23 protein-coding genes are annotated in these 23,317 nt (G+C 59.6%); 10 read left to right on the top strand and 13 right to left on the bottom strand.

What is annotated here, in order from left to right:
* Positions 1-23: 23 nt before the first annotated feature.
* Positions 24-362, bottom strand: coding sequence for a P-II family nitrogen regulator (gene glnK, locus AB3G35_RS03950; RefSeq protein ID WP_002555808.1), 339 nt, complete (start codon positions 360-362; stop codon positions 24-26).
* A gap of 417 nt (positions 363-779) precedes the next feature.
* Between glnK and AB3G35_RS03945 the strand changes: the two genes are divergently transcribed.
* A complete protein-coding gene (locus tag AB3G35_RS03945) occupies positions 780-1,040 on the top strand; it encodes an accessory factor UbiK family protein (protein WP_016782665.1) in 261 nt (86 codons plus the stop codon).
* Between the two features lie 46 nt (positions 1,041-1,086).
* Positions 1,087-1,515 carry a VOC family protein gene (locus AB3G35_RS03940; RefSeq protein ID WP_016782666.1) on the top strand — a complete coding sequence of 143 codons (429 nt, stop codon included), beginning with the start codon at positions 1,087-1,089 and terminating at the stop codon, positions 1,513-1,515.
* A 1-nt stretch (position 1,516) separates the two neighbouring features.
* Here the strand turns inward: AB3G35_RS03940 and AB3G35_RS03935 are convergent, their stop codons facing one another.
* On the bottom strand, positions 1,517-1,822 hold the full coding sequence (locus tag AB3G35_RS03935; RefSeq protein ID WP_106115655.1) for a HigA family addiction module antitoxin: 306 nt from the start codon (positions 1,820-1,822) through the stop codon (positions 1,517-1,519).
* Positions 1,823-1,829: 7 nt separating this feature from the next.
* Complete coding sequence (locus AB3G35_RS03930; RefSeq protein ID WP_029611627.1) at positions 1,830-2,108, bottom strand: type II toxin-antitoxin system RelE/ParE family toxin; 279 nt, start codon at positions 2,106-2,108, stop codon at positions 1,830-1,832.
* Between the two features lie 176 nt (positions 2,109-2,284).
* On the opposite strand from AB3G35_RS03930, the gene AB3G35_RS03925 reads away from it, so the two are divergent.
* Positions 2,285-3,778 carry a YifB family Mg chelatase-like AAA ATPase gene (locus AB3G35_RS03925; RefSeq protein WP_369782317.1) on the top strand — a complete coding sequence of 498 codons (1,494 nt, stop codon included), beginning with the start codon at positions 2,285-2,287 and terminating at the stop codon, positions 3,776-3,778.
* 9 nt (positions 3,779-3,787) lie between these two features.
* Here AB3G35_RS03925 and AB3G35_RS03920 read toward each other — a convergent pair whose 3' ends face one another.
* Positions 3,788-4,708, bottom strand: a complete 921-nt coding sequence (locus tag AB3G35_RS03920; RefSeq protein ID WP_106115657.1) for a LysR substrate-binding domain-containing protein — start codon at positions 4,706-4,708, stop codon at positions 3,788-3,790.
* 152 nt (positions 4,709-4,860) lie between these two features.
* On the opposite strand from AB3G35_RS03920, the gene AB3G35_RS03915 reads away from it, so the two are divergent.
* Positions 4,861-6,261 (top strand): NorM family multidrug efflux MATE transporter, encoded by a 1,401-nt coding sequence (locus tag AB3G35_RS03915; RefSeq protein ID WP_106115658.1) that lies wholly within the window; start codon positions 4,861-4,863, stop codon positions 6,259-6,261.
* A 126-nt stretch (positions 6,262-6,387) separates the two neighbouring features.
* On the opposite strand, the gene AB3G35_RS03910 is transcribed toward AB3G35_RS03915, so the two are convergent.
* The gene (locus tag AB3G35_RS03910) at positions 6,388-8,055 is read right to left on the bottom strand and encodes a putative bifunctional diguanylate cyclase/phosphodiesterase (protein ID WP_369782316.1); all 1,668 of its coding nucleotides are present in this window, start codon (positions 8,053-8,055) and stop codon (positions 6,388-6,390) included.
* 261 nt (positions 8,056-8,316) lie between these two features.
* Here AB3G35_RS03910 and rep point away from each other — a divergent pair, with 261 nt between their 5' ends.
* On the top strand, positions 8,317-10,326 hold the full coding sequence (gene rep / locus AB3G35_RS03905) for a DNA helicase Rep (RefSeq protein ID WP_016782673.1): 2,010 nt from the start codon (positions 8,317-8,319) through the stop codon (positions 10,324-10,326).
* Positions 10,327-10,382: 56 nt separating this feature from the next.
* Positions 10,383-10,955, top strand: coding sequence for a xanthine phosphoribosyltransferase (locus tag AB3G35_RS03900; protein ID WP_016782674.1), 573 nt, complete (start codon positions 10,383-10,385; stop codon positions 10,953-10,955).
* A gap of 161 nt (positions 10,956-11,116) precedes the next feature.
* Here the strand turns inward: AB3G35_RS03900 and AB3G35_RS03895 are convergent, their stop codons facing one another.
* From AB3G35_RS03895 to dadA, 6 genes are all read right to left on the bottom strand, one after another.
* A complete protein-coding gene (locus AB3G35_RS03895) occupies positions 11,117-13,045 on the bottom strand; it encodes an acetyl-CoA hydrolase/transferase C-terminal domain-containing protein (RefSeq protein ID WP_340079268.1) in 1,929 nt (642 codons plus the stop codon).
* A 117-nt stretch (positions 13,046-13,162) separates the two neighbouring features.
* A complete protein-coding gene (locus tag AB3G35_RS03890; RefSeq protein ID WP_029611629.1) occupies positions 13,163-13,576 on the bottom strand; it encodes a cytochrome c5 family protein in 414 nt (137 codons plus the stop codon).
* A 180-nt stretch (positions 13,577-13,756) separates the two neighbouring features.
* Entirely contained in the window at positions 13,757-14,305 is a 549-nt protein-coding gene (locus AB3G35_RS03885; protein WP_016782677.1) for a cupin domain-containing protein, read from the bottom strand.
* Positions 14,306-14,430: 125 nt separating this feature from the next.
* Entirely contained in the window at positions 14,431-15,504 is a 1,074-nt protein-coding gene (alr, locus tag AB3G35_RS03880; RefSeq protein WP_106115660.1) for an alanine racemase, read from the bottom strand.
* Positions 15,505-15,604: 100 nt separating this feature from the next.
* Positions 15,605-15,958 (bottom strand): RidA family protein, encoded by a 354-nt coding sequence (locus AB3G35_RS03875; protein WP_106115661.1) that lies wholly within the window; start codon positions 15,956-15,958, stop codon positions 15,605-15,607.
* A complete protein-coding gene (gene dadA, locus AB3G35_RS03870; RefSeq protein ID WP_029611630.1) occupies positions 15,930-17,231 on the bottom strand; it encodes a D-amino acid dehydrogenase in 1,302 nt (433 codons plus the stop codon). Before dadA ends, AB3G35_RS03875 begins: the two co-directional genes overlap by 29 nt.
* A 156-nt stretch (positions 17,232-17,387) precedes the next feature.
* Between dadA and AB3G35_RS03865 the strand changes: the two genes are divergently transcribed.
* On the top strand, positions 17,388-17,876 hold the full coding sequence (locus tag AB3G35_RS03865) for an Lrp/AsnC ligand binding domain-containing protein (RefSeq protein ID WP_016782681.1): 489 nt from the start codon (positions 17,388-17,390) through the stop codon (positions 17,874-17,876).
* A 74-nt stretch (positions 17,877-17,950) separates the two neighbouring features.
* Here AB3G35_RS03865 and AB3G35_RS03860 read toward each other — a convergent pair whose 3' ends face one another.
* Entirely contained in the window at positions 17,951-18,304 is a 354-nt protein-coding gene (locus AB3G35_RS03860) for a YkgJ family cysteine cluster protein (RefSeq protein WP_016782682.1), read from the bottom strand.
* A 147-nt stretch (positions 18,305-18,451) separates the two neighbouring features.
* Here AB3G35_RS03860 and AB3G35_RS03855 point away from each other — a divergent pair, with 147 nt between their 5' ends.
* Positions 18,452-19,753, top strand: a complete 1,302-nt coding sequence (locus tag AB3G35_RS03855; RefSeq protein ID WP_106115662.1) for an FAD-binding oxidoreductase — start codon at positions 18,452-18,454, stop codon at positions 19,751-19,753.
* A 99-nt stretch (positions 19,754-19,852) separates the two neighbouring features.
* On the opposite strand, the gene AB3G35_RS03850 is transcribed toward AB3G35_RS03855, so the two are convergent.
* Positions 19,853-20,086, bottom strand: coding sequence for a DUF1127 domain-containing protein (locus tag AB3G35_RS03850; protein WP_016782684.1), 234 nt, complete (start codon positions 20,084-20,086; stop codon positions 19,853-19,855).
* A 170-nt stretch (positions 20,087-20,256) separates the two neighbouring features.
* On the opposite strand from AB3G35_RS03850, the gene AB3G35_RS03845 reads away from it, so the two are divergent.
* Both AB3G35_RS03845 and AB3G35_RS03840 read left to right on the top strand, forming a co-directional pair.
* Entirely contained in the window at positions 20,257-21,678 is a 1,422-nt protein-coding gene (locus AB3G35_RS03845) for a PLP-dependent aminotransferase family protein (protein WP_083369715.1), read from the top strand.
* Between the two features lie 31 nt (positions 21,679-21,709).
* Positions 21,710-23,260, top strand: a complete 1,551-nt coding sequence (locus AB3G35_RS03840; protein WP_315249314.1) for a phospholipase D family protein — start codon at positions 21,710-21,712, stop codon at positions 23,258-23,260.
* Positions 23,261-23,317 lie beyond the last annotated feature (57 nt).

The raw sequence follows: 23,317 nt of genomic DNA, 5'->3' as shown, positions 1-23,317 counted from the left end.
CCTGGGGCGTTGGGTTTGGCGGCTTAGATTGCGTCGGTATCGGTTTCGCCGGTACGGATGCGAATAGCCTGTTCCAGATTGACTACGAAAATCTTGCCGTCACCAATCTTGCCGGTGTTGGCAGCCTTGGTTATCGCCTCGATAACCCGATCAAGATCCTTGTCGTCAATGGCGACATCAATCTTCACCTTTGGCAGAAAATCGACCACATATTCCGCACCGCGATACAGCTCGGTATGGCCCTTCTGCCGGCCGAAGCCTTTGACCTCAGTAACGGTAATGCCTTGTACGCCGATCTCAGACAGCGACTCGCGCACGTCATCCAACTTGAACGGCTTGATAATGGCGGTGACTAGCTTCATGAAACTTCTCCCGAATTGGTGGACTTGCCCCAGGAAAACAAACCCGGCTCAAGTCTAAGCGCAGTGTCTGGCTTTGTAACGCATCGTCAGCCTTCTTCAGGCTGTACAACGTGTGTTAAATCGCTGGTGACGAAAACACTCCTTGAACCACCTGCCGCACTGCCTTCGTCACAGCTACTGCATCAGTGCATGAGTCATGTTGGTCTTAGCAGAAACCTTGCCATGTCTGGAAAAATCAATAATTACAGCGATTTAGCGGGAACTGATGGCTTTTAGCCTGATTTTCCGCAAGGTTTGTGCGCGAAGTTGGTGCGCGACCTGACCGATCGATGCGCGAAAAATGTGCAGAAAGCCCCCGGCAATAGGCCCCGGCACCCCGTGATACACTCGCCGCCATCAGTTTTAAGGACCTTATCCATGCTCGCGCCCAAAGATTTTCTCGACGCCCTTGGTGGCCACGCCTCCCGCTTGTTCAGTGGCGAAACCGCGCTGCCACGCAATGAAATCGAAAGCCAGTTCAAAGCCTTGCTGCAAAGCGGTTTCAGCAAGCTTGATCTGGTGAGCCGTGAAGAGTTCGACAGCCAGATGGTGGTGCTGGCCCGTACCCGTGCCCGCCTTGAAAGCCTGGAAGCCAAAGTGGCCGAACTGGAAGCCAGGTTGTTGCCACCGGGCGAATAACGCTCAAAGGCGGTGCATTCGCCTGTCAGAACAAGGACGTTTTTATATGCTGGTGATGAATCCGCTGGTGCCCGAGATGATCGTCTCGGACCTTTCGCGCAGCCTGCACTTTTACTGTGACGTGCTCGGTTTCAGGGTCGAATACCAACGGCCCGAGGATCTGTTTGCATTTTTGTCGTTTCATGGCAGCCAGCTGATGCTGGAGCAGGATGACCTCCAAGCGTCCTCCTGGCGGGTCGGGCCGCTGGAACAGCCGTTCGGGCGGGGCATGAACCTGTCGATCAAATGCCCGCATGCCCAAGGGCTGATCGAGCGCCTGGAGGCCGCAGGCCACACCCTGCGCAAACCCCTGGAAGAACGCTGGTACCGCAGCAACGACGTGCTGTTTGGCGAGCGCAACTTTTTGGTGCTCGACCCTGATGGCTACCTGCTGCGCTTTGCGCAAGACCTGGGCACCAAAGCGCTGGGGGAGTAATTCAGGCGCAGTGGTGAATCGGCTGCACCTGTTCGCGAATCGCGGCGCCGCGGTCGATTTCGGCTTTTCGCAGGTCGTAAGTGGTTTGCAAGTTCAGCCAGAACTCGGGGGTTGTCCCCAGGCAGACCGACAGTCGCAACGCCATATCGGCACTGACGCCACGGCGTTGCAGCACGATATCGTTGACCGTCGGTGTAGACACCCCGAGCGCCCTGGCCAAGGCAGCGGACGAGAGGCTCAGGGGCTCAAGGTATTCTTCCTTGAGAACTTCACCCGGGTGAATCGGGCGCATGCCGTTCTTGATCATCATGACCTCAATGGTAATCGACGATTTCTACTGCTTCAGGGCCTTTGGCGCCCCAGATAAAGCAGATTCGCCATTGTGCGTTGATACGGATGCTGTATTGGCCCTTGCGAGCTCCGCCGAGTGCCTCGAGGCGGTTGCCAGGGGGGGACGCCAAATCTGTCAGCACGCTGGCAGCGTCCAGCATGGTTAATTTTCGTTCAATGACATTGAGAATATCTGACCATAAGCGCGTCTTGCCGCTTCGATACAGACGTTCCGTTCTGTTGCATTTAAAGCTTACGATCATAATTAATGAATAACGTTATTAGTTAATAATAGGCCGTTCAGTTCTTTTTGCAACCGCACTCTGGCAGCTCATATGCCGTGTTCCCATACCCGTTAACATCCCGTATCCATTCCATGCCTGCCCCTGGCTTCTGATTCGCGCACCATGAGTTTTTTAGCGAACTCAAGGAATGAGTCATGGCTCTGGCGATTGTTTACAGCCGCGCCCAGGTGGGCGTCGAGGCGCCTGCGGTGACGGTGGAGGCGCATCTGGCCAATGGGTTGCCGGCGTTGACGCTGGTCGGTTTGCCTGAAACCGCAGTCAAGGAAAGTAAAGATCGGGTACGCAGTGCAATCATCAATTCCACCCTGGATTTCCCGGCCCGGCGGATCACCCTTAATCTCGCTCCCGCTGACCTGCCCAAGGACGGCGGGCGCTTTGATCTGGCCATTGCCCTGGGCATTCTGGCGGCCAGCGGGCAACTGCCGGCAGTGGCGCTGGAGCAAGTGGAGTGTTTGGGCGAACTGGCGCTATCGGGGGCAATCAGGCCGGTACAGGGCATATTGCCAGCCGCCCTGGCAGCTCGCGACGCAGGTCGGGCGCTGGTGGTACCGCTGGCCAATGCCGAAGAAGCCTGCCTGGCCTGCGGGCTGACGGTCATCGCGGCCGAGCACTTGCTGCAGGTGGTGGCCCATTTCGCAGGCCGGGAAGTGATTGCGCCCTATAGCCCCAGCGGCTTGCTGCATCTAAGCAAGCCCTATCCCGACCTGAGCGATGTCCAGGGCCAGCTTTCGGCCAAGCGGGCGTTGCTGGTGGCCGCAGCCGGCAGTCACAACCTGCTGTTTACCGGGCCGCCGGGCACAGGCAAAACCTTGCTGGCCAGTCGCCTGCCTGGCTTGTTGCCCCCCCTCAATGAACACGAGGCACTGGAAGTGGCCGCCATTCAGTCGGTGGCCAGCCATGTGCCATTGAACAGCTGGCCTCAGCGACCGTTTCGCCAACCCCATCATTCGGCCTCCGGCCCCGCGCTGGTGGGCGGCGGCTCCAAACCCCGGCCCGGGGAAATCACCCTGGCCCATCACGGCGTGTTGTTTCTCGATGAACTCCCCGAGTTTGATCGCAAGGTGCTGGAAGTCTTGCGAGAGCCCATGGAAAGCGGCTTTATTGTGATTGCCCGGGCGAAGGATCGCATGCGTTTTCCGGCGCGTTTCCAGCTGGTTGCGGCCATGAACCCCTGCCCTTGTGGCTATCTCGGCGAACCCACAGGGCGCTGTCGCTGCACACCGGAGCAGATTCAGCGCTATCGCAACAAACTGTCTGGCCCATTGCTCGATCGCATTGACCTGCACCTGACCGTGGCCCGCGAAACCACCACCCTCAACCCGCCACTGGCCTCAGATGACACCACGGCCAAGGCGGCTTCGTCGGTAGCTGCGGCGCGAGAGCGGCAGCTGCAACGCCAGGGCTGTGCCAATGCCTTTCTCGACCTGCCGGGGGTGCGTGCCCAGTGCCGCTTGAGTGATGGGGATAACAGCTGGCTGGAGGCTGCTTGCGAGCGCATGACCCTGTCACTGCGGGCGGCACATCGATTGTTGAAAGTGGCAAGAACCCTGGCTGACCTTGAACAGGTACAACACATAGAGCGCAAACATCTGGCAGAGGCGTTGCAGTATCGGCCGCTCAGTGGCTGATCAGGCCGGTCAGTGCAACTGCTCAACCGCTGGCAGCACCATGGCAGCGACTTCGTGTTGCAAAAAGTCGCTGAGCCGGCGCAAACGCTCGCCCCCGGGGCGGGTCTTGGGCCAAACCAGATAATAATTATCGCCGCTGGCCACCGCGGCCGGAAACGGCAGGCTCAGGCGGCCCTGGGCCACGTCTTCGGCCACCATCAGCAGGTCACCCATAGAGATGCCGTAACCCCGGGCGGCGGCAATCATGCCCAGTTCCAGGGTGTCGAAAACTTGCCCGCCCTTGAGTGATACTTGCCCGCTCAGGCCCATGCAGTCGAGCCAGCGCCGCCAGTCACGGCGGTCGGGGGTAGGGTGCAGCAGTTCAGTGGCGGCCAGACGCGTGACGTCCCATGGTTTGTCGTCCTGGCTGGCAGGCGCGCCGACCGGGATCAGCATCTCCGGAAACAGCAACGTGGCCTCCCAATCGGGCGGAAAGTGGCCGTTGCTCAACAGCACCGCACAGTCGAACGGCTCCTGATTGAAATCCACATGGTCGATGTCCATCCAGGCACTGGTCAGCTGTACCTCGTTGCCCGCCTGCAAGTGGCGAAAGCGGCTCAGCCTTGCCAATAGCCAGCGCATGGTCAGGGTCGAGGGGGCTTTCATGCGCAAGATGTCATCTTCGGCGCGCAAAGTGGTGCAGGCGCGCTCCAGCGCAGCAAAGCCTTCGCGCACTCCGGGTAGCAGCAAGCGAGCCGCTTCAGTGAGTTGCAGGCTGCGGCCGCTGCGCTGAAACAGCCGGCAGGCGAAATGCGCCTCCAGGGTTTTGATATGGCGGCTGACGGCACTCTGGGTAATCGACAGCTCTTCCCCCGCCCGGGTGAAGGAGCTATGGCGAGCTGCAGCCTCAAAGGCGCGCAGGGCATAAAGCGGAGGAAGGCTACGAGCCATTACGAATATTCCTATTGCACAACAGGTGACGATAGAAAACATAACTACCAGCATGAGTTTAAATCATGCCAGCGATCGTTTTTATCCCTTTGCTTAAAACACTCAAGGCGCCGAGAATCAAGCCTTTCAACGCACCTATAGATATTTTTACGATGACCAAACAGCATCCTGCACGTATCGAACTCTCGGCCATTATGCGGTTGGCCGGGCCGCTGATCGCTTCGCAGCTGGCTCACATGCTGATGGTGCTCACCGATACGCTGATGATGGCGCGCCTGAGCCCCGAGGCGCTCGCAGGCGGGAGCCTGGGGGCGGCCAGCTACTCGTTCGTGTCGATTTTCTGCATTGGCGTCATCGCTGCCGTAGGCACGCTGGTGTCAATTCGCCAGGGTGCAGGGGATATTGAAGGTGCGACCCGCCTGACCCAGGCCGGGCTGTGGCTCGCCTGGGCGCTGGCAGTGGGCGGCGCAGTGATGCTGTGGAATATCAAGCCGTTGTTGCTGCTGTTTGGCCAAACGCCAACCAACGTTGAAGCCGCTGGCCAGTTCCTGCTGCTGCTGCCGTTTGCCCTGCCCGGTTATATGACCTTCATGGCCCTGCGCGGCTTTACCAGTGCAATGGGTCGGGCCACGCCGGTCATGGTGATCAGCCTGATCGGCACCGTGGCCAACTTTGTGCTCAATTACGCGTTGATTACCGGCATGTTCGGCCTGCCAAAACTGGGCTTGATGGGTATCGGCCTGGTCACGGCGGTTGTGGCGACCGGCATGGCCCTGGGCCTGGCCTGGCATATCCATCGGCACCCGGCCTACGACGCGTATCCGATCAGCAAGGGCCTGTCGCGGATCAATCTGACTTACCTGCGGGAACTGTGGCGGCTCGGCTTGCCGATTGGCGGCACCTATGCGGTGGAAGTCGGGCTATTTGCCTTCGCGGCCCTGTGCATGGGCACGATGGGCAGCACGCAACTGGCGGCGCACCAGATTGCGCTGCAAATCGTCTCGGTCGCATTTATGGTGCCGGCAGGCATGTCCTATGCAATCACCATGCGCATCGGCCAGCATTATGGTGGCGGTGATTTGCAGCGGGCGCGGCTGGCGGGCCGGGTCGGGATCGGCTGTGGTGCAGTGATCATGCTCGGGTTTTCGGCGGTGTTCTGGTTTATCCCGAGCCAGTTGATCGGGCTGTTCCTGGATTACAACGACCCGGCCTTCCGCCCGGTGTTCGAGCTGGCGGTGAGCCTGTTGGCCGTCGCGGCCTGGTTTGAGCTGTTTGATGGCGCGCAGACCATTGCGATGGGCGCGATTCGCGGGCTCAAGGATGCCAAGACCACGTTCCTGGTGGGGCTGTTCTGCTATTGGGTGATTGGTGCGCCGATGGCCTGGCTGCTGGCGTTTACCTTCGGCTGGGGGCCGACCGGCGTGTGGTGGGGCCTGGCGATGGGGCTGGCCTGTGCGTCGATCAGCCTGACTCTGGCATTCGAGTGGAAGGTGCGGCGCATGCTCAAGCAGGAGCGCAAGGCGGCGAAAGTGGCGGGCTTGAGCGCTGTGTAGGGACCAGACCGGTTGCCTGGCCTCTGTGGGAGCGGGCTTGCTCGCGATGGCATCACTGCGGTTCGCCTGAAGGACCGCGTCGCCTGCATCGCGAGCGAGCCCGCTCCCACAGGTGAGGTGCCGGCCTTATATTGCCTGCGGCACCTGCTGCCTGGCCCCGAAAGTCAGGTAATCCACCAGTTCTGCCAGCGGCAGCGGCTTGCTGATGAAGTAGCCCTGCACCTGGTCGCAGCCAAAATCACGCAAAAGCGCAAGCTGCTCCGGGGTTTCGACGCCTTCGGCAACCACTTCCAGTTTCAGGTTGTGCGCCAGGTTGATCATGGCATGCACCAGCTTGCGGTTCTCTTCGCGGCTTTCCATGCCGCCCACAAAGCTTTTGTCGATCTTGAGCAGCGCTATCGGCAGGCTGTTGAGGTGCACAAACGATGAGAAACCCGTACCGAAATCATCCAGCGAAAAGCGCACACCCAATCGGCCCAGGGCATCCATGGTCTGTTTGACCAGGTCACTGCGCCGCATCACGGCCGTTTCGGTCAGCTCGAACTCCAGCCACTGGGCTTCAACGCCGCGTTCGGTGATCAAGCGGCTAAGGGTCGAAAGCAACTGGCTGTCCTGAAACTGGCGAAACGACAGGTTGACCGCCATATGCAATGGCTCAAGCCCGCGTTCGCGCAGCGCCTGCATATCCCGCAGGGCGCGGGAAATCACCCAGTAGCCCAACGGCACAATCAGCCCGCTTTGCTCGGCCAACGGCACGAACTCACTGGGGGCCAACAGGCCGCGCTCGGCATGGCGCCAGCGCACCAGCGCTTCCAGCCCGACGATATGCCCCGTGCCCAGGTCCAGCCGCGGCTGGTAATGCAGCTCCAGTTCGTCACGGCGCAGAGCCCGGCGCAGCTCGCTTTCGAGGTCGGCCAGGCTGCGGGCGTTGCGATTGATACGTTCGTTAAATACGTGAAAAGTGCAGCCCTGGGTGCTTTTAGCCTGCTGCATGGCAATGTGTGCGTGCCACATCAATGGGTCGGCCCCGGCGTTGGCGCGGGCGTGGGCGATGCCCAGGCTACAGCCGATCAGCAGGCTTTCACCGTCAACCCAGTAGGGCTCGGCCATCACCTCGGTGATACGCTCGGCCATCCATTCGGCGCGTTCGGGCGCACGATGGGTGTTGATCAGCAGGGCGAACTCGTCGCTGCCCAGCCGGGCCAGCTGATCGCAGGCCTCAAGCTGGCTTTTGAGGCGCGCCACCACTTGCAGGATCAGCCGATCGCCCGCCTGATGGCCCAATGCGTCGTTGGCGTGGCGAAAGTTATCCAGGTCCAGGTGGCCCAGGGCTATACCGCGACCGTCGCCTTCAGCCAGGCGCACGGCCAGCAAGGTCTGGAAACCCTGACGGTTGGCGATGCCGGTCAGCGGGTCTTCTTCGGCAAGACGCTGCAACGTGTGCTCCAGCAGGCCGCGTTCACGCACATGGCGCAGGCAGCGGCGCAGCACATCGCTGGTCAGGCTGGCGCCCACCAGCCAGTCGCTGACGCCCGCAGGGGCGCTCGCAGGTTCGCTGTCGAGCAGCAAAATCGTGGGCAAGCGGCAGCGGCCCGCTGAGGGCTGCAGGGCCGGGGTCGTCAGGAGCAGCGCATTGCGATCGTTCTCGAACAGATGGCTGACAGATTCCCAGCTCGGCGCGTCTATCAGTACGGCCGCACTTCCCATTGGCGCCAGACACTCGCGCAACAACACTGCCCAAGATGGCTCTTCGGCCAATAGCAGCAAACGCAAGGGTTCGACAGGCGTAGACAAGCTAGCTCCCTAGACTCTGCAAAAATTCGACCGGTGGGCATTATGACGTGCCGGCAACCAATGGCAATGACACTGGTTATCAAATACGCATTTGCTGCATTTACCCAACATTAGCTGTAAATGCTCTCAGCATCCTGCTCGAAAGTAACAAAAGCGGCAAATATAGATGCTCTGGCATGTCACACCGTCGCACAGAGGCAGCAATATTCGCTCAGCCTGTTAAAATGCCCGCCCTTTTTACACACGACCCCTGATCTCGTCATGTCCCGACTCAATCCCCGGCAGCAAGAAGCCGTGAGCTACGTCGGCGGCCCTCTATTGGTGCTCGCCGGCGCAGGCTCCGGCAAAACCAGCGTGATTACCCGAAAAATCGCGCACCTGATCCAGAATTGTGGCATCCGTGCCCAGTACATCGTCGCCATGACCTTCACCAACAAAGCCGCCCGCGAGATGAAAGAGCGTGTCGGTACCCTGCTCAAAAAGGGTGAAGGCCGCGGCTTGACGGTGTGTACGTTCCACAACCTGGGCCTGAACATTATCCGCAAGGAGCACGCCCGGCTGGGCTACAAGCCGGGTTTCTCGATCTTTGACGAGGCTGACGTCAAGGCGCTGATGGCTGACATCATGCAAAAGGAATATTCGGGCGACGACGGGGTCGACGAAATCAAGAACATGATCGGCTCGTGGAAAAACGACCTGATCCTGCCGCCCCAGGCCCTGGAAAACGCACGCAACCCCAAGGAGCAGACGGCAGCCATCGTCTACACCCACTACCAGCGCACGCTCAAGGCCTACAACGCGGTGGATTTTGACGACCTGATCCTGCTGCCGGTCAAGCTGTTCGAAGAACACGCCGACATTCTGGAAAAATGGCAGAACAAGGTGCGTTACCTGCTGGTGGACGAGTATCAGGACACCAACGCCAGCCAGTATTTGCTGGTCAAATACCTGATCGGCAAGCGTAACCAGTTCACCGTAGTAGGTGACGATGACCAGTCGATCTACGCCTGGCGCGGCGCCCGCCCGGAAAACCTGATGCTGCTCAAGGACGATTATCCGTCCTTGAAAGTGGTGATGCTGGAGCAAAACTACCGCTCCACCAGCCGTATCCTGCGCTGCGCCAATATCCTGATTGCCAACAACCCCCACGAGTTTGAAAAACAGCTGTGGAGCGAGATGGGTCACGGTGACGAAGTGCGGGTGATCCGCTGCCGCAACGAAGACGCCGAAGCCGAGCGCGTTGCCGTCGAAATCCTCACCCTGCACCTGCGCACCGACCGCCCGTACAGCGACTTTGCGATTCTGTACCGCGGTAACTACCAGGCCAAACTGATCGAGCTGAAGCTGCAGCACCATCAGATCCCATATCGTTTATCGGGCGGCAACAGCTTCTTCGGGCGTCAGGAAGTCAAAGATCTGATGGCTTACTTCCGCCTGATCGTAAACCCGGATGACGACAACGCCTTCCTGCGCGTGATCAACGTCCCGCGTCGCGAGATCGGTTCGACTACCCTGGAAAAGCTCGGCAACTACGCGACCGAGCGCAAAATCTCGATGTATGCCGCCACCGATGAAATCGGCCTGGGCGAGCATCTGGATGCGCGTTTTACCGATCGTCTGGTGCGCTTCAAGCGTTTCATGGACCGCGTGCGCGAGCACTGTTCGGGCGAAGACCCGATAGCGGCGCTGCGCAGCATGATCATGGACATCGACTACGAAAACTGGCTGCGCACCAACAGTTCCAGCGACAAGGCGGCGGACTACCGTATGTCCAACGTCTGGTTCTTGGTCGAGGCGTTGAAAAACACCCTCGAAAAAGACGAAGACGGCGCCATGACCATCGAGGAAGCCATCGGCAAGCTGGTACTGCGCGACATGCTTGAGCGCCAGCAGGAAGAGGAAGACGGTGCCGAAGGCGTGCAGATGATGACCTTGCACGCCTCCAAGGGCCTGGAATTCCCCTACGTGTTCATCATGGGCATGGAAGAAGAAATCCTGCCGCACCGCTCCAGCATTGAAGCAGACACCATTGAAGAAGAACGCCGTCTGGCCTACGTGGGCATTACCCGTGCCCGTGAGACGCTGGCGTTCACCTTCGCGGCCAAGCGCAAGCAGTACGGCGAGATCATTGATTGCGCGCCAAGCCGCTTCCTCGATGAGTTGCCACCGGACGATCTGGCCTGGGAAGGCAACGACGATACCCCTACCGAAGTCAAAGCGGTTCGCGGCAATACGGCATTGGCCGATATACGCGCCATGCTAAAACGCTAAAATCGACTATTTTTCACTCTACCTTCAGCGCATAAGCGCTATTTGAGGACGTTACGTTGGAAGCACTGCACAAGAAAATTCGCGAAGAAGGCATCGTGCTTTCCGATCAGGTTTTGAAGGTCGATGCCTTTTTGAACCATCAGATCGACCCTCAGCTGATGAAAGAGATCGGCGACGAGTTCGCGCGTTTGTTCAAGGATTCGGGCATCACCAAGATCGTCACTATCGAAGCATCGGGCATCGCCCCTGCCGTGATGACTGGCTTGAACTTGGGTGTACCTGTGATTTTCGCGCGTAAGCACCAGTCCCTGACCCTGACAGAAAACCTGCTGTCGGCCACGGTGTATTCGTTCACCAAGCAGACCGAAAGCACCGTTGCGATCTCCCCGCGTCACCTGCAAAGCAGCGACCGCGTTCTGGTGATCGATGATTTCCTGGCCAACGGCAAGGCGTCGCAAGCGCTGATCTCGATCATCAAGCAAGCGGGCGCCACCGTTGCCGGCCTGGGTATCGTGATCGAGAAGTCGTTCCAGGGCGGCCGTGCCGAACTGGATGCACAGGGCTACCGCGTTGAATCCCTGGCCCGGGTCAAATCCCTGGCGGGCGGTAAAGTGACCTTTATCGAGTAACCCATTCAGCCCGTAGCAGCTGCCGAGGAACGAAGGCTGCGTTCGAGCGCGAAGCGCTCGTAAACCCGGTCGTCGCGGTCTATCCGAACAACCGTGATTGCAGGGTTTACGACGGCTGCGCCGCCGAACGCAGCCTGGCGGCAGCTGCTACGAAAGGCGCGTCAATGGCTTTTCGCGGTGGCCTGCAACCCCGCCAGCAGCAAACGCTGGTACAGCTCATCGCGCAACCCGTCGGGTTGTGCGAGCTGCATACGCGCCAGGTGTTCGGGGAAGGCCTGCGGCGACGGCGCGTCCAGCGTGGCCTTGCCCAGCTGGTAAATCTGCGTGAGCTTGAATTTGCTCTTGAGCCAATTCAACGCTCGCAGCAGGTCTTGCTCCTGCGCGCTGAAATCGCTGCCCAGCGGGTACTCCGGGAACAAGTGCGGGTGCCTGGCAGCTATTCCCTGCAAGCGTTCCGGGCTGTTGTCGGCAAAGCGCGGGTCAAGGCAGAAATCCTTGGGCAACTTGCTCATCAACTGCGCCTGCGTCGTCAGCTCGGTCTGAAAACGTGAGTCGGTGATGTTGAGCAGCGCTTCGATCACCTTGCTGTCGGTTTTGCCGCGCAGGTCGGCAATCCCGTATTCAGTGACCACAATGTCGCGCAAATGCCGCGGGATCGTGCAGTGGCCGTACTCCCAGACAATATTGGAACTCACCTCCCCGCCTGACTCACGCCAGCTGCGCAGCATGATCACCGAGCGGGCGTCATGCAGGGCGTGGCCCTGGGCAACAAAGTTGTATTGCCCGCCGACCCCGCTAAGCACCCGGCCATCTTCAAGCTGATCGGCCACCGCAGCACCGAGCAAGGTGGCGGTGAAAGCGCTGTTGACGAAGCGCGCATCGCGCCGTTGCAAGCGCTTCAACTCTTCCTGGCCGTACAGCTCGTTGATATAGCTGATGGCAGTCATGTTGAATTCGCAACGCTTGCTGTGGGGCAATTCCCTAAGGCGCTGGTAAAAGTCGCGGGGGCCGAGAATAAAACCGCCGTGGATGCTGACTCCGTCTTCATGCAGGCTTTCATCCAGGGTGCCGGCATTGGCCTGGGCCTGGCGTTCGACATCGGGGTAGACCTTGCGTCGCACAATCCCGGCATCTGCCAGCACCATCAGGCCGTGGACAAACATCTCGCTGCAACCGTACAGGCCACGGGCAAAAGGCTCGACGCCACCTTCGCGCTCGATCAGCGTGTGCCACGGGGTGGTATCGATATCGTCGAGCAGGGCGCGATAGCCCTCGTTGTCACCCTGGCGTGCGAGCAAAGCTGCGCTCAGGGCATCGCCCATCGAGCCAATGCCAATCTGCAGCGTGCCGCCGTCACGGATCAGGGTGCTGGCGTGCAAGCCGATCATATGGTCTTGCAGGTTGACCGGCATGCTGGGGGTTGAAAACAACGTAGTGCGTTCATCTTCGTCGATCAGCAGGTCAAAATCGTCGATGCTCAATTCCGAGTCACCGGGCATATACGGCAGGTCGTCATGTACCTGGCCCAGCATCAGAATGGTCTCGCCCGCCGCTCGCCGCCTGGCAATCATGGGCAATAGATCGAGGGTGATGTCGGGGTTGCAGCTCAGGCTCAGGCGCGTGGCATCCTCGGGGTGGCGGGCCACCAGCTGGGCCACCAGGTTCAGGCCGCTGGCATTGATGTCTCGGGCCGCGTGGCTGTAATTGCTGCTGACGTAATCCTGTTGGGCCGCCGGGCTGTTGAGCAAACTGCCCGGCTGCATAAAGAACTGCTCAACGTGGATATTGGCGGGCATGCGGTTGTGCTGCAGATCGGCGAGGTAGTCCAGCTCGATGTAATCGCCAAATACCCGCTCGACAAAAGGCTCCAGAAACAGCCGTTGCAGCCCGTCGCCAAGCGGTGGGCGACCCAGGCTCAGGGCGGTATAGATCGTCAGCTGGCGCTCGGGCAGCAGTTTGATTCGCTGATACAGCGCATTGACGAAGCGGTTGGCCTTACCCAGACCCAGCGGCAGACCAAGGTGAATATGTATCGGTAACCGCGCCAGTACATCATCGACTGCGCGTTCGATCGAACAGGGCTGCACCATCTGACTCTCCTTATCCATCCTTGAATATAGACGTGATAAAGAACAGTTGGTGCGATCCACCCCAAATCCCGGGCACAAAAAAGCCGCCCATCAGCGGCTTTTTCAGGGACGTTCGGCTTATTTGAGGCCGGACATCTTCTCGATGGCGCCTTTAAGCTCTTCATCGGTACAGGTCATGCAAGTGCCCTTTGGCGGCATGGCGTTGATACCGGTGATGGCCTTGGCCAGGATGCCATCAAGGCCGCCCTGGTGATCGGCGCGCTCTTTCCAGGCCGCGGTGTCACCGATTTTCGGTGCGCCCAACAAGCCGGTGCCGTGGCAAGCACTGCAGTGCTTGGCAATAATATCGTCTGGTGTCATGCCACCACCACCGCCTACAGAAGCAGTCACTTCCATCCCTTTGCATTCCTGCCCTTGAACACAGACTTTACCCACTGGCTCAAGACGTTTTGCAATGTCATCGTTCGTTGTTGCCTGAGCGTTGACTGCCCAAAGGGCCACTACTGCTGCTGGTACGGCCAGCATTTTCATAATTAGGTTCACGCGTTCACCCTCAATGGTGGCTATTCACGCCCACAACCACGGTTTCGCGGGCGGCAAAAGTATAACGGTTAGCCCGCCTCTCTGAAACAACCCTAAAGACAAAGGGGGAATAGAGCTGGCGAAATGCATCTACGGGTGCCTCTGCAAACAGGCAGGGCGCCTCTGTTTTTAGAAATTCGCCGGGGTGGCTGCGCTGATTAGTCGCGCCGCGACGTCGAACGGATTGCGAAAACGGTGCGGTTTGGAGCTTTCGAAATAATAGCTGTCACCGGCTTCCAGCACGAAGGTCTCAAGACCCACGGTTAACTCTAGGCGACCTTCCACCAAAATCCCGGTTTCTTCGCCTTCATGGGTCAGCATTTCGTCCCCGGTATCGGCGCCCGGTGGGTAAATCTCGTTGAGAAATGCAATGGCCCGGCTCGGATGCGCCTTGCCGACCAGTTTCATGGTCACGGCACCGTCGGAAATGTCGATCAGCTCATTGGCTTTGTAGACAATTTGAGTTGGGTTTTCTTGAAGGATCTCTTCGGAAAAAAACTCGACCATGGACATGGGGATGCCACTCAGCACTTTGCGCAGGGAGCTTATGGACGGGCTCACGCTGTTCTTTTCGATCATCGAAATGGTGCTGTTGGTGACGCCCGCGCGCTTGGCGAGTTCACGCTGCGACAGGCCTTTGAGTTTGCGGATGGATTGCAGTCGTTCACCGACGTCCAATGCGGGAGCCTCCTGGGGCAGATTCAAGTCGAGAAGCCGCCATGATGGCGATAGCGTTCAGTATTTACAACACTTCGACTTCAAACCCGGGTACCCATTTGCCCCCGTACATTGGATACAACCTGTCAGCTACCGGAATAGAGGCGTGGCACGCGTTTAAGGTTGCAGAAAATCTGGTAAGGAATGGTGTCTGCTGCGGTTGCCACTTCGTTGGCGAGAATGTTTTTGCCCCATAACTCGACCGTCGAACCCAGGCCGGCTTGCGGTACATCGGTTAGGTCGATGCACAGCATGTCCATCGACACCCGGCCCAGCAACTGGCTGCGCACACCGTCCACCAGCACCGGGGTACCGGTGGGTGCCTGGCGCGGATAACCGTCGGCATAACCCATTGCCACCACGCCAATGCGCATCGGCTTCGGGGTGATGAATTTGGCTCCGTAGCCCACTGGTTCACCGGCGGGCAGTTCGCGCACGCAAATCACCCTGGACTCCAGGGTCATCACCGGTTGCAGGCGTGATGCAGTGGCCTGGGGTTCTTCAAATGGCGAGGCGCCATACAGCATCAGCCCCGGGCGTACCCAGTCACTTGGCACCCGTGGCCAGCCGAGTACAGCTGGCGAGTTACGCAAGCTGATTTCTGCCGTCAAATCGGCGCGAGCGCCCAGGAACACAGCGACTTGCTCTACGCTTCGGGTGCAATCGAGTTCATCGGCGCGGGCAAAGTGGCTCATCAGCACGATTTTCGCCACATTGGCACTGGCCTGCAGGCGCTGGTAGGCCGCCTGGTAATCATTGGGGTGCAAACCGACGCGGTGCATGCCGCTGTCCAGTTTCAGCCATACGTGGATCGGTTTGGCGAGGCGGGCCTGCTCGATCGCATCGAGCTGCCACAGCGAATGCACCACGCACCAGAAGTCATGTTCGACGATCAGCGGCAGTTCATCAGCTTCAAAAAAACCTTCGAGCAGCAGGATGGGTGCGCCAATACCGGCGGCACGCAGCTCCAGTGCTTCTTCTATGCAGGCAACGGCAAAGCCGTCGGCTTCGGCTTCAAGGGCCTGGGCGCAGCGAACGGCCCCGTGGCCGTAAGCATCGGCCTTGATTACAGCGAGGGCCTTGGCCCCCGTGACTTCACGCGCCAGTTGGTAATTGTGACGCAGGGCTTGCAGGTCAATCAGGGCACGGGCTGGGCGCATGGCGGCGGGCTTCTAACGGCAATTGAATAAAAAAACGGTGCAAACCCGCAGCGTGAACCGCGTGCCGCACCGCAAGAGGGACTGTTACATGATCAAACTACTAGGGCAGTGCTGCCACAACAGATAATTCGACCAGAATTTCAGGTTCGCACAGCTTGGCTTCGACGGTCGCTCGGGCCGGCGCTACACCTTTTGGCAGCCACTGGTCCCAGATGCTGTTCATGCCGGCAAAATCGGCATCGATGTCCTTGAGGTAGATGGTGACCGACAGGATGCGGCTTTTGTCGGTGCCCGCCAGGTCCAGCAGATGCTCGATATTGGCCAGTGTTTCACGGGTTTGCTGCTCGACCCCGGCGTTCATGTCGTCGCCGACTTGCCCGGACAGGTAGACAGTACCGTTGTGGGTAACGATCTGGCTCATGCGTTCATTGGTGAGCTGGCGCTGGATTGCCATGTTTTGCAGTCTCCTGGTGGTTACCGTAGCGGGAAATATCAAGGCCTTCGGCGCTGATTTGCGGGGTCTTCTTGGCCATTACGTCCGCAAGGAAACGACCGGAACCGCAGGCCATGGTCCAACCGAGTGTGCCATGACCGGTGTTCAGGAACAGGTTTTTAAACGGGGTCGCGCCAACAATCGGCGTACCGTCCGGGGTGGTCGGACGCAGGCCGGTCCAGAAGCTGGCCTGGCTCAGATCACCGCCCTGAGGATAAAGGTCGTTGACGATCATCTCCAGGGTTTCGCGTCGACGCGGGTTCAGCGACAGGTCAAAACCGGCGATTTCAGCCATGCCGCCAACGCGGATGCGATTGTCGAAACGGGTGATCGCGACCTTGTAGGTCTCGTCGAGAATGGTCGAGGTCGGGGCCATGTCCGAATTGGTAATCGGAATGGTCAGCGAATAACCCTTGAGCGGGTAAACCGGAGCCTTGATGCCCAGCGGCTTGAGCATCTGCGGCGAGTAGCTGCCCAGTGCCAGTACATAGCGGTCGGCGGTTTCGAGTTTGCCGTCGATCATCACGCCATTGATTCGGTCGCCTGCGTAGTCCAGACGCTGGATATCCTGGCCGAAGCGGAATTCCACACCCAGGTTCTTGGCCATTTCAGCCAAGCGGGTGGTAAACATCTGACAGTCACCAGTCTGATCATTCGGCAGGCGCAGGGCGCCGGCCAGGATATCGGTGACGCTGGCCAGTGCAGGCTCAACCCGGGCAATGCCAGCACGGTCGAGCAGTTCGAACGGTACGCCGGATTCTTTCAGGACCGCGATGTCCTTGGCGGCGCCATCGAGCTGGGCCTGGGTGCGGAACAGTTGTGTAGTACCGAGGTTGCGGGCCTCGTAGGCAATACCGGTTTCGGCACGCAGTTCATCGAGGCAGTCACGGCTGTACTCGGACAGGCGGACCATGCGCTCCTTGTTCACGGCGTAGCGGCTGGCGGTGCAGTTGCGCAGCATCTGGGCCATCCACAGGTACTGGTCGATGCTGGTCGTGGCCTTGATGGCCAGAGGCGCGTGGCGTTCGAGCAGCCATTTGATGGCCTTGAGCGGCACACCCGGTGCAGCCCACGGCGAAGCGTAGCCCGGGGACACCTGGCCGGCGTTGGCAAAGCTGGTTTCCATTGCAACGGCTGGCTGACGGTCGACGACGACCACATCGAAACCGGCTCGGGCCAGATAATAGGCGCTGGCAGTACCAATAACGCCGCCACCCAATACCATAACTCGCATATTTATATCCCTCATCGCGGCCAGCCGCAGACGTTTATTGTTCAGAGCGAAGATGAGCGCAGTATAAGAAGCATTGGCTAGTGGAATTCACTGTATAAGCAGCTATATTTGGCGACAATTCCCGGGCGAATCGCTTTTCACGGAGGAGAATCTCCTATGCGTACAAATCATCAAACAAAGCGTGAACTGGACAAGATAGACCGCAACATTTTGCGCATCCTGCAAGTCGATGGCCGCATCTCGTTTACCGAGCTGGGCGAGAAGGTCGGGTTGTCCACAACGCCCTGTACCGAACGGGTGCGCAGGCTGGAACGCGAAGGGATCATCATGGGCTACAACGCCCGGCTCAACCCGCAGCACTTGCAGGGCAGCCTGCTGGTGTTTGTGGAGATCAGCCTGGACTACAAGTCAGGCGATACCTTCGACGAATTCCGACGGGCCGTGCTGAAGTTGCCCCATGTGCTGGAATGTCATCTGGTGTCGGGGGATTTTGACTATCTGGTGAAAGCGCGGATCAGCGAGATGGCTTCATACCGCAAGCTGCTGGGCGACATCCTGCTCAAGCTGCCCCATGTGCGCGAATCCAAGAGCTATATCGTGATGGAAGAAGTGAAAGAGAGCCTGAATTTGCCGATTGCAGATTGACCGCGTCCCTCGACCGGCTTTTGCCTTTAGTCCCCTTTCCCTGCGGGAGAGGGTTAGGGTGAGGAGCTCTTGATCTAGACCAACACCTGCCGCGTGCTGGCGATGTATTCATGCACCAGCTTCTCTGCACTGGGGTGAATCATCTCTACCGGGCGTCGGCCATTGGGGCACGGCAAGGTGGGCGTCGTACCGAACAGCCGACAGATCAGTGGCCGCTCTTCATACACCGTGCAGCCATTGGGCCCCAGATGCACACAGTTCAGCTCATCCATCGCCGCTTCCTGCTCGGCCGCCGTCTTGCGTGGCAAGCGGGCCATTTCTTCGGATGAAGTGGTCACAGGCCCGCAGCAGTCATGGCAACCCGGCACGCAGTCGAATGAGGGGATTTGCTGCCTGAGAAAGCGGATCTTGTGGCTGTTGCAGCTCATCCAGAACGTACCGATTTTGAAAAGGCCGCAGAGTCTGCCTGAAAACCCCTGCACTAGACAGGGCCATTCGGCTGTTCTTGCCCCGCGGGAATGGCACGGCTTATGCTCCGTCAAATTTTCCAAACATCAATAATCAGGATTACGCACATGAACGCCCCAGTTCAGCGCAGCCAGCACACCGCTTCTTATTACGCCGCCAGCAGCCTGCCGCAACCCGATCACCCGGTGCTGCAGGGCGAGCTGATGGCGGATGTGTGTGTGGTGGGCGGTGGCTTTTCCGGCCTGAACACGGCCCTGGAGCTGGCCGAGCGCGGCATGAGCGTGGTCTTGCTGGAAGCGCACAAGATCGGCTGGGGCGCCAGCGGGCGCAATGGTGGCCAGTTGATTCGCGGTGTCGGTCATGGCCTTGAGCAGTTTGAAGGCATCATCGGCAAGGACGGTGTACGACACATGAAGCTGATGGGGCTGGAGGCCGTGGAAATCGTGCGCCAGCGCGTCGAGCGCTTCAATATTTCCTGCGACCTGACCTGGGGCTATTGCGACCTGGCCAACAAGCCCCGTGACCTTGAAGGTTTTGCCGAAGAAGCCCAGGAGCTGCGCGACCTGGGCTATCGCCACGAAACCCGCCTGTTGCAGGCCAATGAAGTACATACCGTGGTGGGTTCGGACCGTTATGTTGGCGGTTTTGTCGATATGGGCTCGGGGCATTTGCATCCGTTGAACCTGGCGCTGGGCGAAGCCGCAGCGGCGGCACAACTGGGTGTAAAGCTGTTCGAAAACTCCGCCGTGACCCGTATCGATTATGGCCCTGAGGTGCGGGTGCACACGGCCCAGGGCACTGTGCGGGCCAAAAGCCTGGTGCTGGGTTGCAATGCTTACCTCAAGGACTTGAACCCGCAGCTCAGTGGCAAAGTGCTGCCTGCGGGCAGTTACATCATCGCCACCGAGCCGTTAAGCGAGGCCCAGGCGCACGCTTTGCTGCCGCAAAACATGGCCGTGTGCGATCAGCGAGTGGCGCTGGACTACTACCGGCTTTCGGCGGATCGACGCTTGCTGTTCGGGGGTGCCTGTCATTATTCGGGCCGTGACCCGCAGGATATTGCGGCGTATATGCGTCCGAAAATGCTTGAGGTGTTCCCCCATCTCAAGGATGTAAAAATCGATTACCAGTGGGGCGGCATGATCGGCATCGGTGCCAACCGTTTGCCACAGATTGGCCGCCTGCCAGACCAACCCAATGTGTATTACGCCCAGGCTTACTCGGGGCACGGGGTCAATGCCACTCACCTGGCGGGCAAGTTGCTGGCCGAAGCCATCAGTGGCCAGCACAGTGACGGTTTTGATCTGTTTGCCAAAGTCCCGCATATCACCTTCCCCGGCGGCAAATACCTGCGTTCGCCGTTGCTGGCGCTGGGGATGCTGTGGCACCGGTTAAAAGAACTGCGTTAAACCTGTGGGAGCGGGCTTGCCCGCGATCAAGCCCCCCGGTGTAGCCGACACACCGCGGCGCTCCCATCGCGGGCAAGCCCGCTCCCACAGGCGTTGCAGTCATGAACGCCAAAACGGCTTGCAGCCTTCACGCTGAGCCATTTCACGGCTCAGGCCCACGTCACGCAGCTGTTGTTCGTCCAGGTTCAGCAGTACGCGGCGGCTGCGGGCGCGGTGGCAAAACAGGCCCCACAACCCAAGGCCGGTCGGGATGCTGGTGACTTCACGGGTTTCATGCTCGGCCAGTAATTGTTGGCTGTGCAGCGTCAGGCGCACATCGCTCAAACCATTCATCAGACAGCTCCTTTTGACTCAATTGCCATGAGTCAGCATGATGGCCGCCTGCTCAAAACCATGACAGATTCAGCAAAGTCCTTTTAAGTGCATACAGATTCGGCATTTCAGGCGCTGAATCCTTGGTTTTAGCCCTATCTGTACTGGTCAACCCTGCAGGAGCCCTGCCCATGACCCTCTACGTCAACCTCGCCGACCTGCTAGGCACACGCATCGAACAAGGCTTTTATCGCCCTGGCGACCGTTTGCCTTCTGTACGCGCGTTAAGCGCCGAGCACGGCGTGAGCCTGAGCACGGTGCAGCAGGCGTATCGGTTGCTGGAGGACAATGGCCTGGCATCGCCGCGGCCCAAGTCCGGGTACTTTGTGCCGATGGAGCGTGAGCTGCCCGCCCTGCCGGGCATGGGCAAACCGGCGCAACGCCCGGTGGAAATTTCACAATGGGAACAGGTGCTGGAACTGGTGCGCTCGGTGCCACAAAAGGACGTGATCCAGCTGGGGCGCGGCATGCCCGATGTCACCACACCGACCATCAAGCCGCTGTTGCGCAGCCTGGCGCAGATCAGCCGGCGTCTGGATTTGCCCGGTCTGTATTACGACAACGTCTACGGTGTGCTGGGCCTGCGCGAGCAACTGGCGCGGCTGTTGCTCGATTCGGGCTGCCAGCTGGGCGCAGAAGATCTGGTGATCACCACCGGCTGCCATGAGGCGTTGTCGTGCAGCATTCGCGCCGTGTGCGAGCCGGGGGATATCGTCGCGGTGGATTCGCCGAGCTTTCACGGCGCCATGCAAACCCTCAAGGGCCTGGGTATGAAAGCCCTGGAAATCCCCACCGATCCACTGACGGGTATCAGCCTCGAAGCCCTGGAACTGGCCCTGGAACAGTGGCCGATCAAGGCCATCCAGCTCACCCCCAGTTGCAATAACCCGCTGGGCTATATCATGCCCGAGGCCCGCAAGCGGGCGCTGGTCACCCTGGCCCAGCGTTTTGATGTGGCAATCATTGAAGACGATGTGTACGGCGAATTGGCCTACACCTACCCTCGCCCGCGCACCATTAAATCCTTCGACGATGACGGTCGTGTCCTGCTGTGCAGTTCTTTCTCCAAAACCTTGGCCCCCGGCTTGCGCGTTGGCTGGGTTGCGCCGGGGCGTTATCTGGAGCGGGTGCTGCATATGAAATACATCAGCACCGGCTCTACTGCGCCGCAGCCGCAACTGGCGGTTGCCGATTTTTTGAAAAACGGTCATTTCGAGCCGCACCTGCGCAAAATGCGCAGCCAGTATCAGCGCAATCGCGACCTGATGCTGGGTTGGATCAGTCGTTACTTTCCGCCCGGCACCCGCGCCAGCCGGCCCCAGGGCAGTTTTATGCTCTGGCTTGAGCTGCCGGAGGGGTTTGACAGCCTGCGCCTCAATCGCGCGTTGCTGGACCAGGGAGTTCAGATCGCAGTGGGCAGTATTTTTTCGGCCTCGGGCAAGTACCGTAACTGCCTGCGCATGAACTACGCTGCAAAGCCTACACCGCAGATCGAAGACGCTGTGCGCAAAGTGGGTATGGCGGCCAGTAAACTGCTGGCAGATTCCGTTTAACTCCCGTGACGTCTGCCCGAGGCTCTACCCGTTGAAATCACTTTGCGCATTGTTTTTAGCCGTCTTGCTGGGAGGCTGTGCCACGTTGGACGTACCCCGTGAACCCACCCAGGCGTTGCCCGCAACCGACTCTTCCTTTGGCCGTTCAATCCAGGCCCAGGCCGCACCGTATCAGGGCCGCTCGGGGTTTCGCCTGCTGCCCAACAGCGGCGAAGCGTTCAGGGCCAGGGCCGAGCTGATCCGCAACGCGCAAACCAGCCTCGACCTGCAGTACTACATCGTCCACGACGGGCTGAGTACGCGCATGTTGATCGACGAGCTGCTCCAGGCGGCCGATCGCGGAGTACGGGTGCGCATCCTGCTCGATGACACGGCCAGTGATGGCCTGGACGATGTGCTGGCAACCCTTGCGGCCCATCCCAATATCCAGATCCGCCTGTTCAACCCGCTGCAACTGGGGCGCAGCACGGGCGTGACCCGGGCGATGGGGCGGCTGTTCAATCTCTCGCGTCAGCACCGGCGCATGCACAACAAGCTCTGGCTGGCCGATAACAGCGTGGCGATCGTCGGCGGGCGCAATCTGGGCGATGAATATTTCGATGCCAAGCCGGAGCTGAATTTCACCGATATCGACCTGCTCAGCGTCGGCCCGGTGGCAGAACAATTGGGGCACAGCTTCGACCAATACTGGAACAGCGCCCTGAGCCAGCCGATTGGCGATTTTGCCTCTTCGAGCCTGACTGAGCACGAGCTGGGCAAGGCGCGCAAACAACTGGAAGCCTCGCTCAAGCGTGCGCAGCAACGCAACCCGGCGCTGTATCAAGAGCTGGCCTCGTACGAAACCCGCCCGCAGCTCGACGTGTGGCGCAAGGAACTGATCTGGGCCTGGAATCAGGCGCTGTGGGATGCACCCAGCAAGGTGCTGGCCCGCGACGAGCCTGACTCACATTTGATGCTGACCACGCAACTGGCGCCGGAATTGGCGGGGGTGAACCAGGAGCTGATTCTGGTTTCCGCCTACTTTGTACCCGGTGAAACCGGGCTGCTGTACCTCACGGGCCGCGCCGATGCCGGAGTGGATGTACGTTTATTGACCAATTCGCTGGAGGCCACCGACGTACCCGTGGTGCATGGCGGTTATGCACCGTATCGCAAGGCGCTGCTGGAGCATGGGGTCAAGCTCTTTGAGCTGCGGCGCCAGCCGGGCAGTAGCGGCGGCAGCGGCCCGCATTGGTTCAAGCCGGGGATGAGTTCGGATTCGAGCCTGCACAGCAAGGCGATGATTTTCGACCAGCAGAAATCCTTTATCGGCTCGTTCAATTTCGACCCGCGCTCGGGCTTGTGGAACACCGAGGTCGGCGTGCTGGTGGACAGCCCTGAACTGGCTGCCGAGGCCCGCAAACTGGCGTTGCAGGGCATGGCCCCGGCCTTGAGTTATGAACCGAAACTGGAACAGGGCAAGTTGGTCTGGGTGACCGAAGACAACGGCCAGTTGCACACCTTGCACCATGAGCCCGGCAACTGGTGGCGCCGGCTCAATGCCTGGTTCAGCAAGAGTGTGGGGCTTGAGCGAATGCTCTGAGTGACGGCTGCCCTCTCCCCAACCCTCTCCCGGAGGGAGAGGGAGCTGATTGGGGGA

The organism is Pseudomonas sp. WC2401 (genome assembly GCF_041200115.1).
Taxonomy (GTDB): domain Bacteria; phylum Pseudomonadota; class Gammaproteobacteria; order Pseudomonadales; family Pseudomonadaceae; genus Aquipseudomonas; species Aquipseudomonas fragi.
The sequence above is the reverse complement of the archived record's forward strand: the minus strand, read 5'-3'. Positions and strand labels throughout refer to the sequence as shown.

Bases quoted from the DNA above. Each gene is read 5' to 3' on its own strand.
- AB3G35_RS03940 (WP_016782666.1), top strand. From the start codon at position 1,087: ATGCTGGTGATGAATCCGCTGGTGCCCGAGATGATCGTCTCGGACCTT.
- AB3G35_RS03855 (WP_106115662.1), top strand. From the start codon at position 18,452: ATGAACGCCCCAGTTCAGCGCAGCCAGCACACCGCTTCTTATTACGCC.
- alr (WP_106115660.1), bottom strand. From the start codon at position 15,504: ATGCGCCCAGCCCGTGCCCTGATTGACCTGCAAGCCCTGCGTCACAAT.
- AB3G35_RS03860 (WP_016782682.1), bottom strand. From the start codon at position 18,304: ATGAGCTGCAACAGCCACAAGATCCGCTTTCTCAGGCAGCAAATCCCC.
- AB3G35_RS03945 (WP_016782665.1), top strand. From the start codon at position 780: ATGCTCGCGCCCAAAGATTTTCTCGACGCCCTTGGTGGCCACGCCTCC.
- AB3G35_RS03930 (WP_029611627.1), bottom strand. From the start codon at position 2,108: ATGATCGTAAGCTTTAAATGCAACAGAACGGAACGTCTGTATCGAAGC.
- AB3G35_RS03890 (WP_029611629.1), bottom strand. From the start codon at position 13,576: ATGAAAATGCTGGCCGTACCAGCAGCAGTAGTGGCCCTTTGGGCAGTC.
- AB3G35_RS03865 (WP_016782681.1), top strand. From the start codon at position 17,388: ATGCGTACAAATCATCAAACAAAGCGTGAACTGGACAAGATAGACCGC.
- dadA (WP_029611630.1), bottom strand. From the start codon at position 17,231: ATGCGAGTTATGGTATTGGGTGGCGGCGTTATTGGTACTGCCAGCGCC.
- rep (WP_016782673.1), top strand. From the start codon at position 8,317: ATGTCCCGACTCAATCCCCGGCAGCAAGAAGCCGTGAGCTACGTCGGC.
- AB3G35_RS03850 (WP_016782684.1), bottom strand. From the start codon at position 20,086: ATGAATGGTTTGAGCGATGTGCGCCTGACGCTGCACAGCCAACAATTA.
- AB3G35_RS03915 (WP_106115658.1), top strand. From the start codon at position 4,861: ATGACCAAACAGCATCCTGCACGTATCGAACTCTCGGCCATTATGCGG.
- AB3G35_RS03935 (WP_106115655.1), bottom strand. From the start codon at position 1,822: ATGATCAAGAACGGCATGCGCCCGATTCACCCGGGTGAAGTTCTCAAG.
- AB3G35_RS03895 (WP_340079268.1), bottom strand. From the start codon at position 13,045: ATGGTGCAGCCCTGTTCGATCGAACGCGCAGTCGATGATGTACTGGCG.
- glnK (WP_002555808.1), bottom strand. From the start codon at position 362: ATGAAGCTAGTCACCGCCATTATCAAGCCGTTCAAGTTGGATGACGTG.
- AB3G35_RS03875 (WP_106115661.1), bottom strand. From the start codon at position 15,958: ATGGCAATCCAGCGCCAGCTCACCAATGAACGCATGAGCCAGATCGTT.
- AB3G35_RS03845 (WP_083369715.1), top strand. From the start codon at position 20,257: ATGACCCTCTACGTCAACCTCGCCGACCTGCTAGGCACACGCATCGAA.
- AB3G35_RS03920 (WP_106115657.1), bottom strand. From the start codon at position 4,708: ATGGCTCGTAGCCTTCCTCCGCTTTATGCCCTGCGCGCCTTTGAGGCT.
- AB3G35_RS03925 (WP_369782317.1), top strand. From the start codon at position 2,285: ATGGCTCTGGCGATTGTTTACAGCCGCGCCCAGGTGGGCGTCGAGGCG.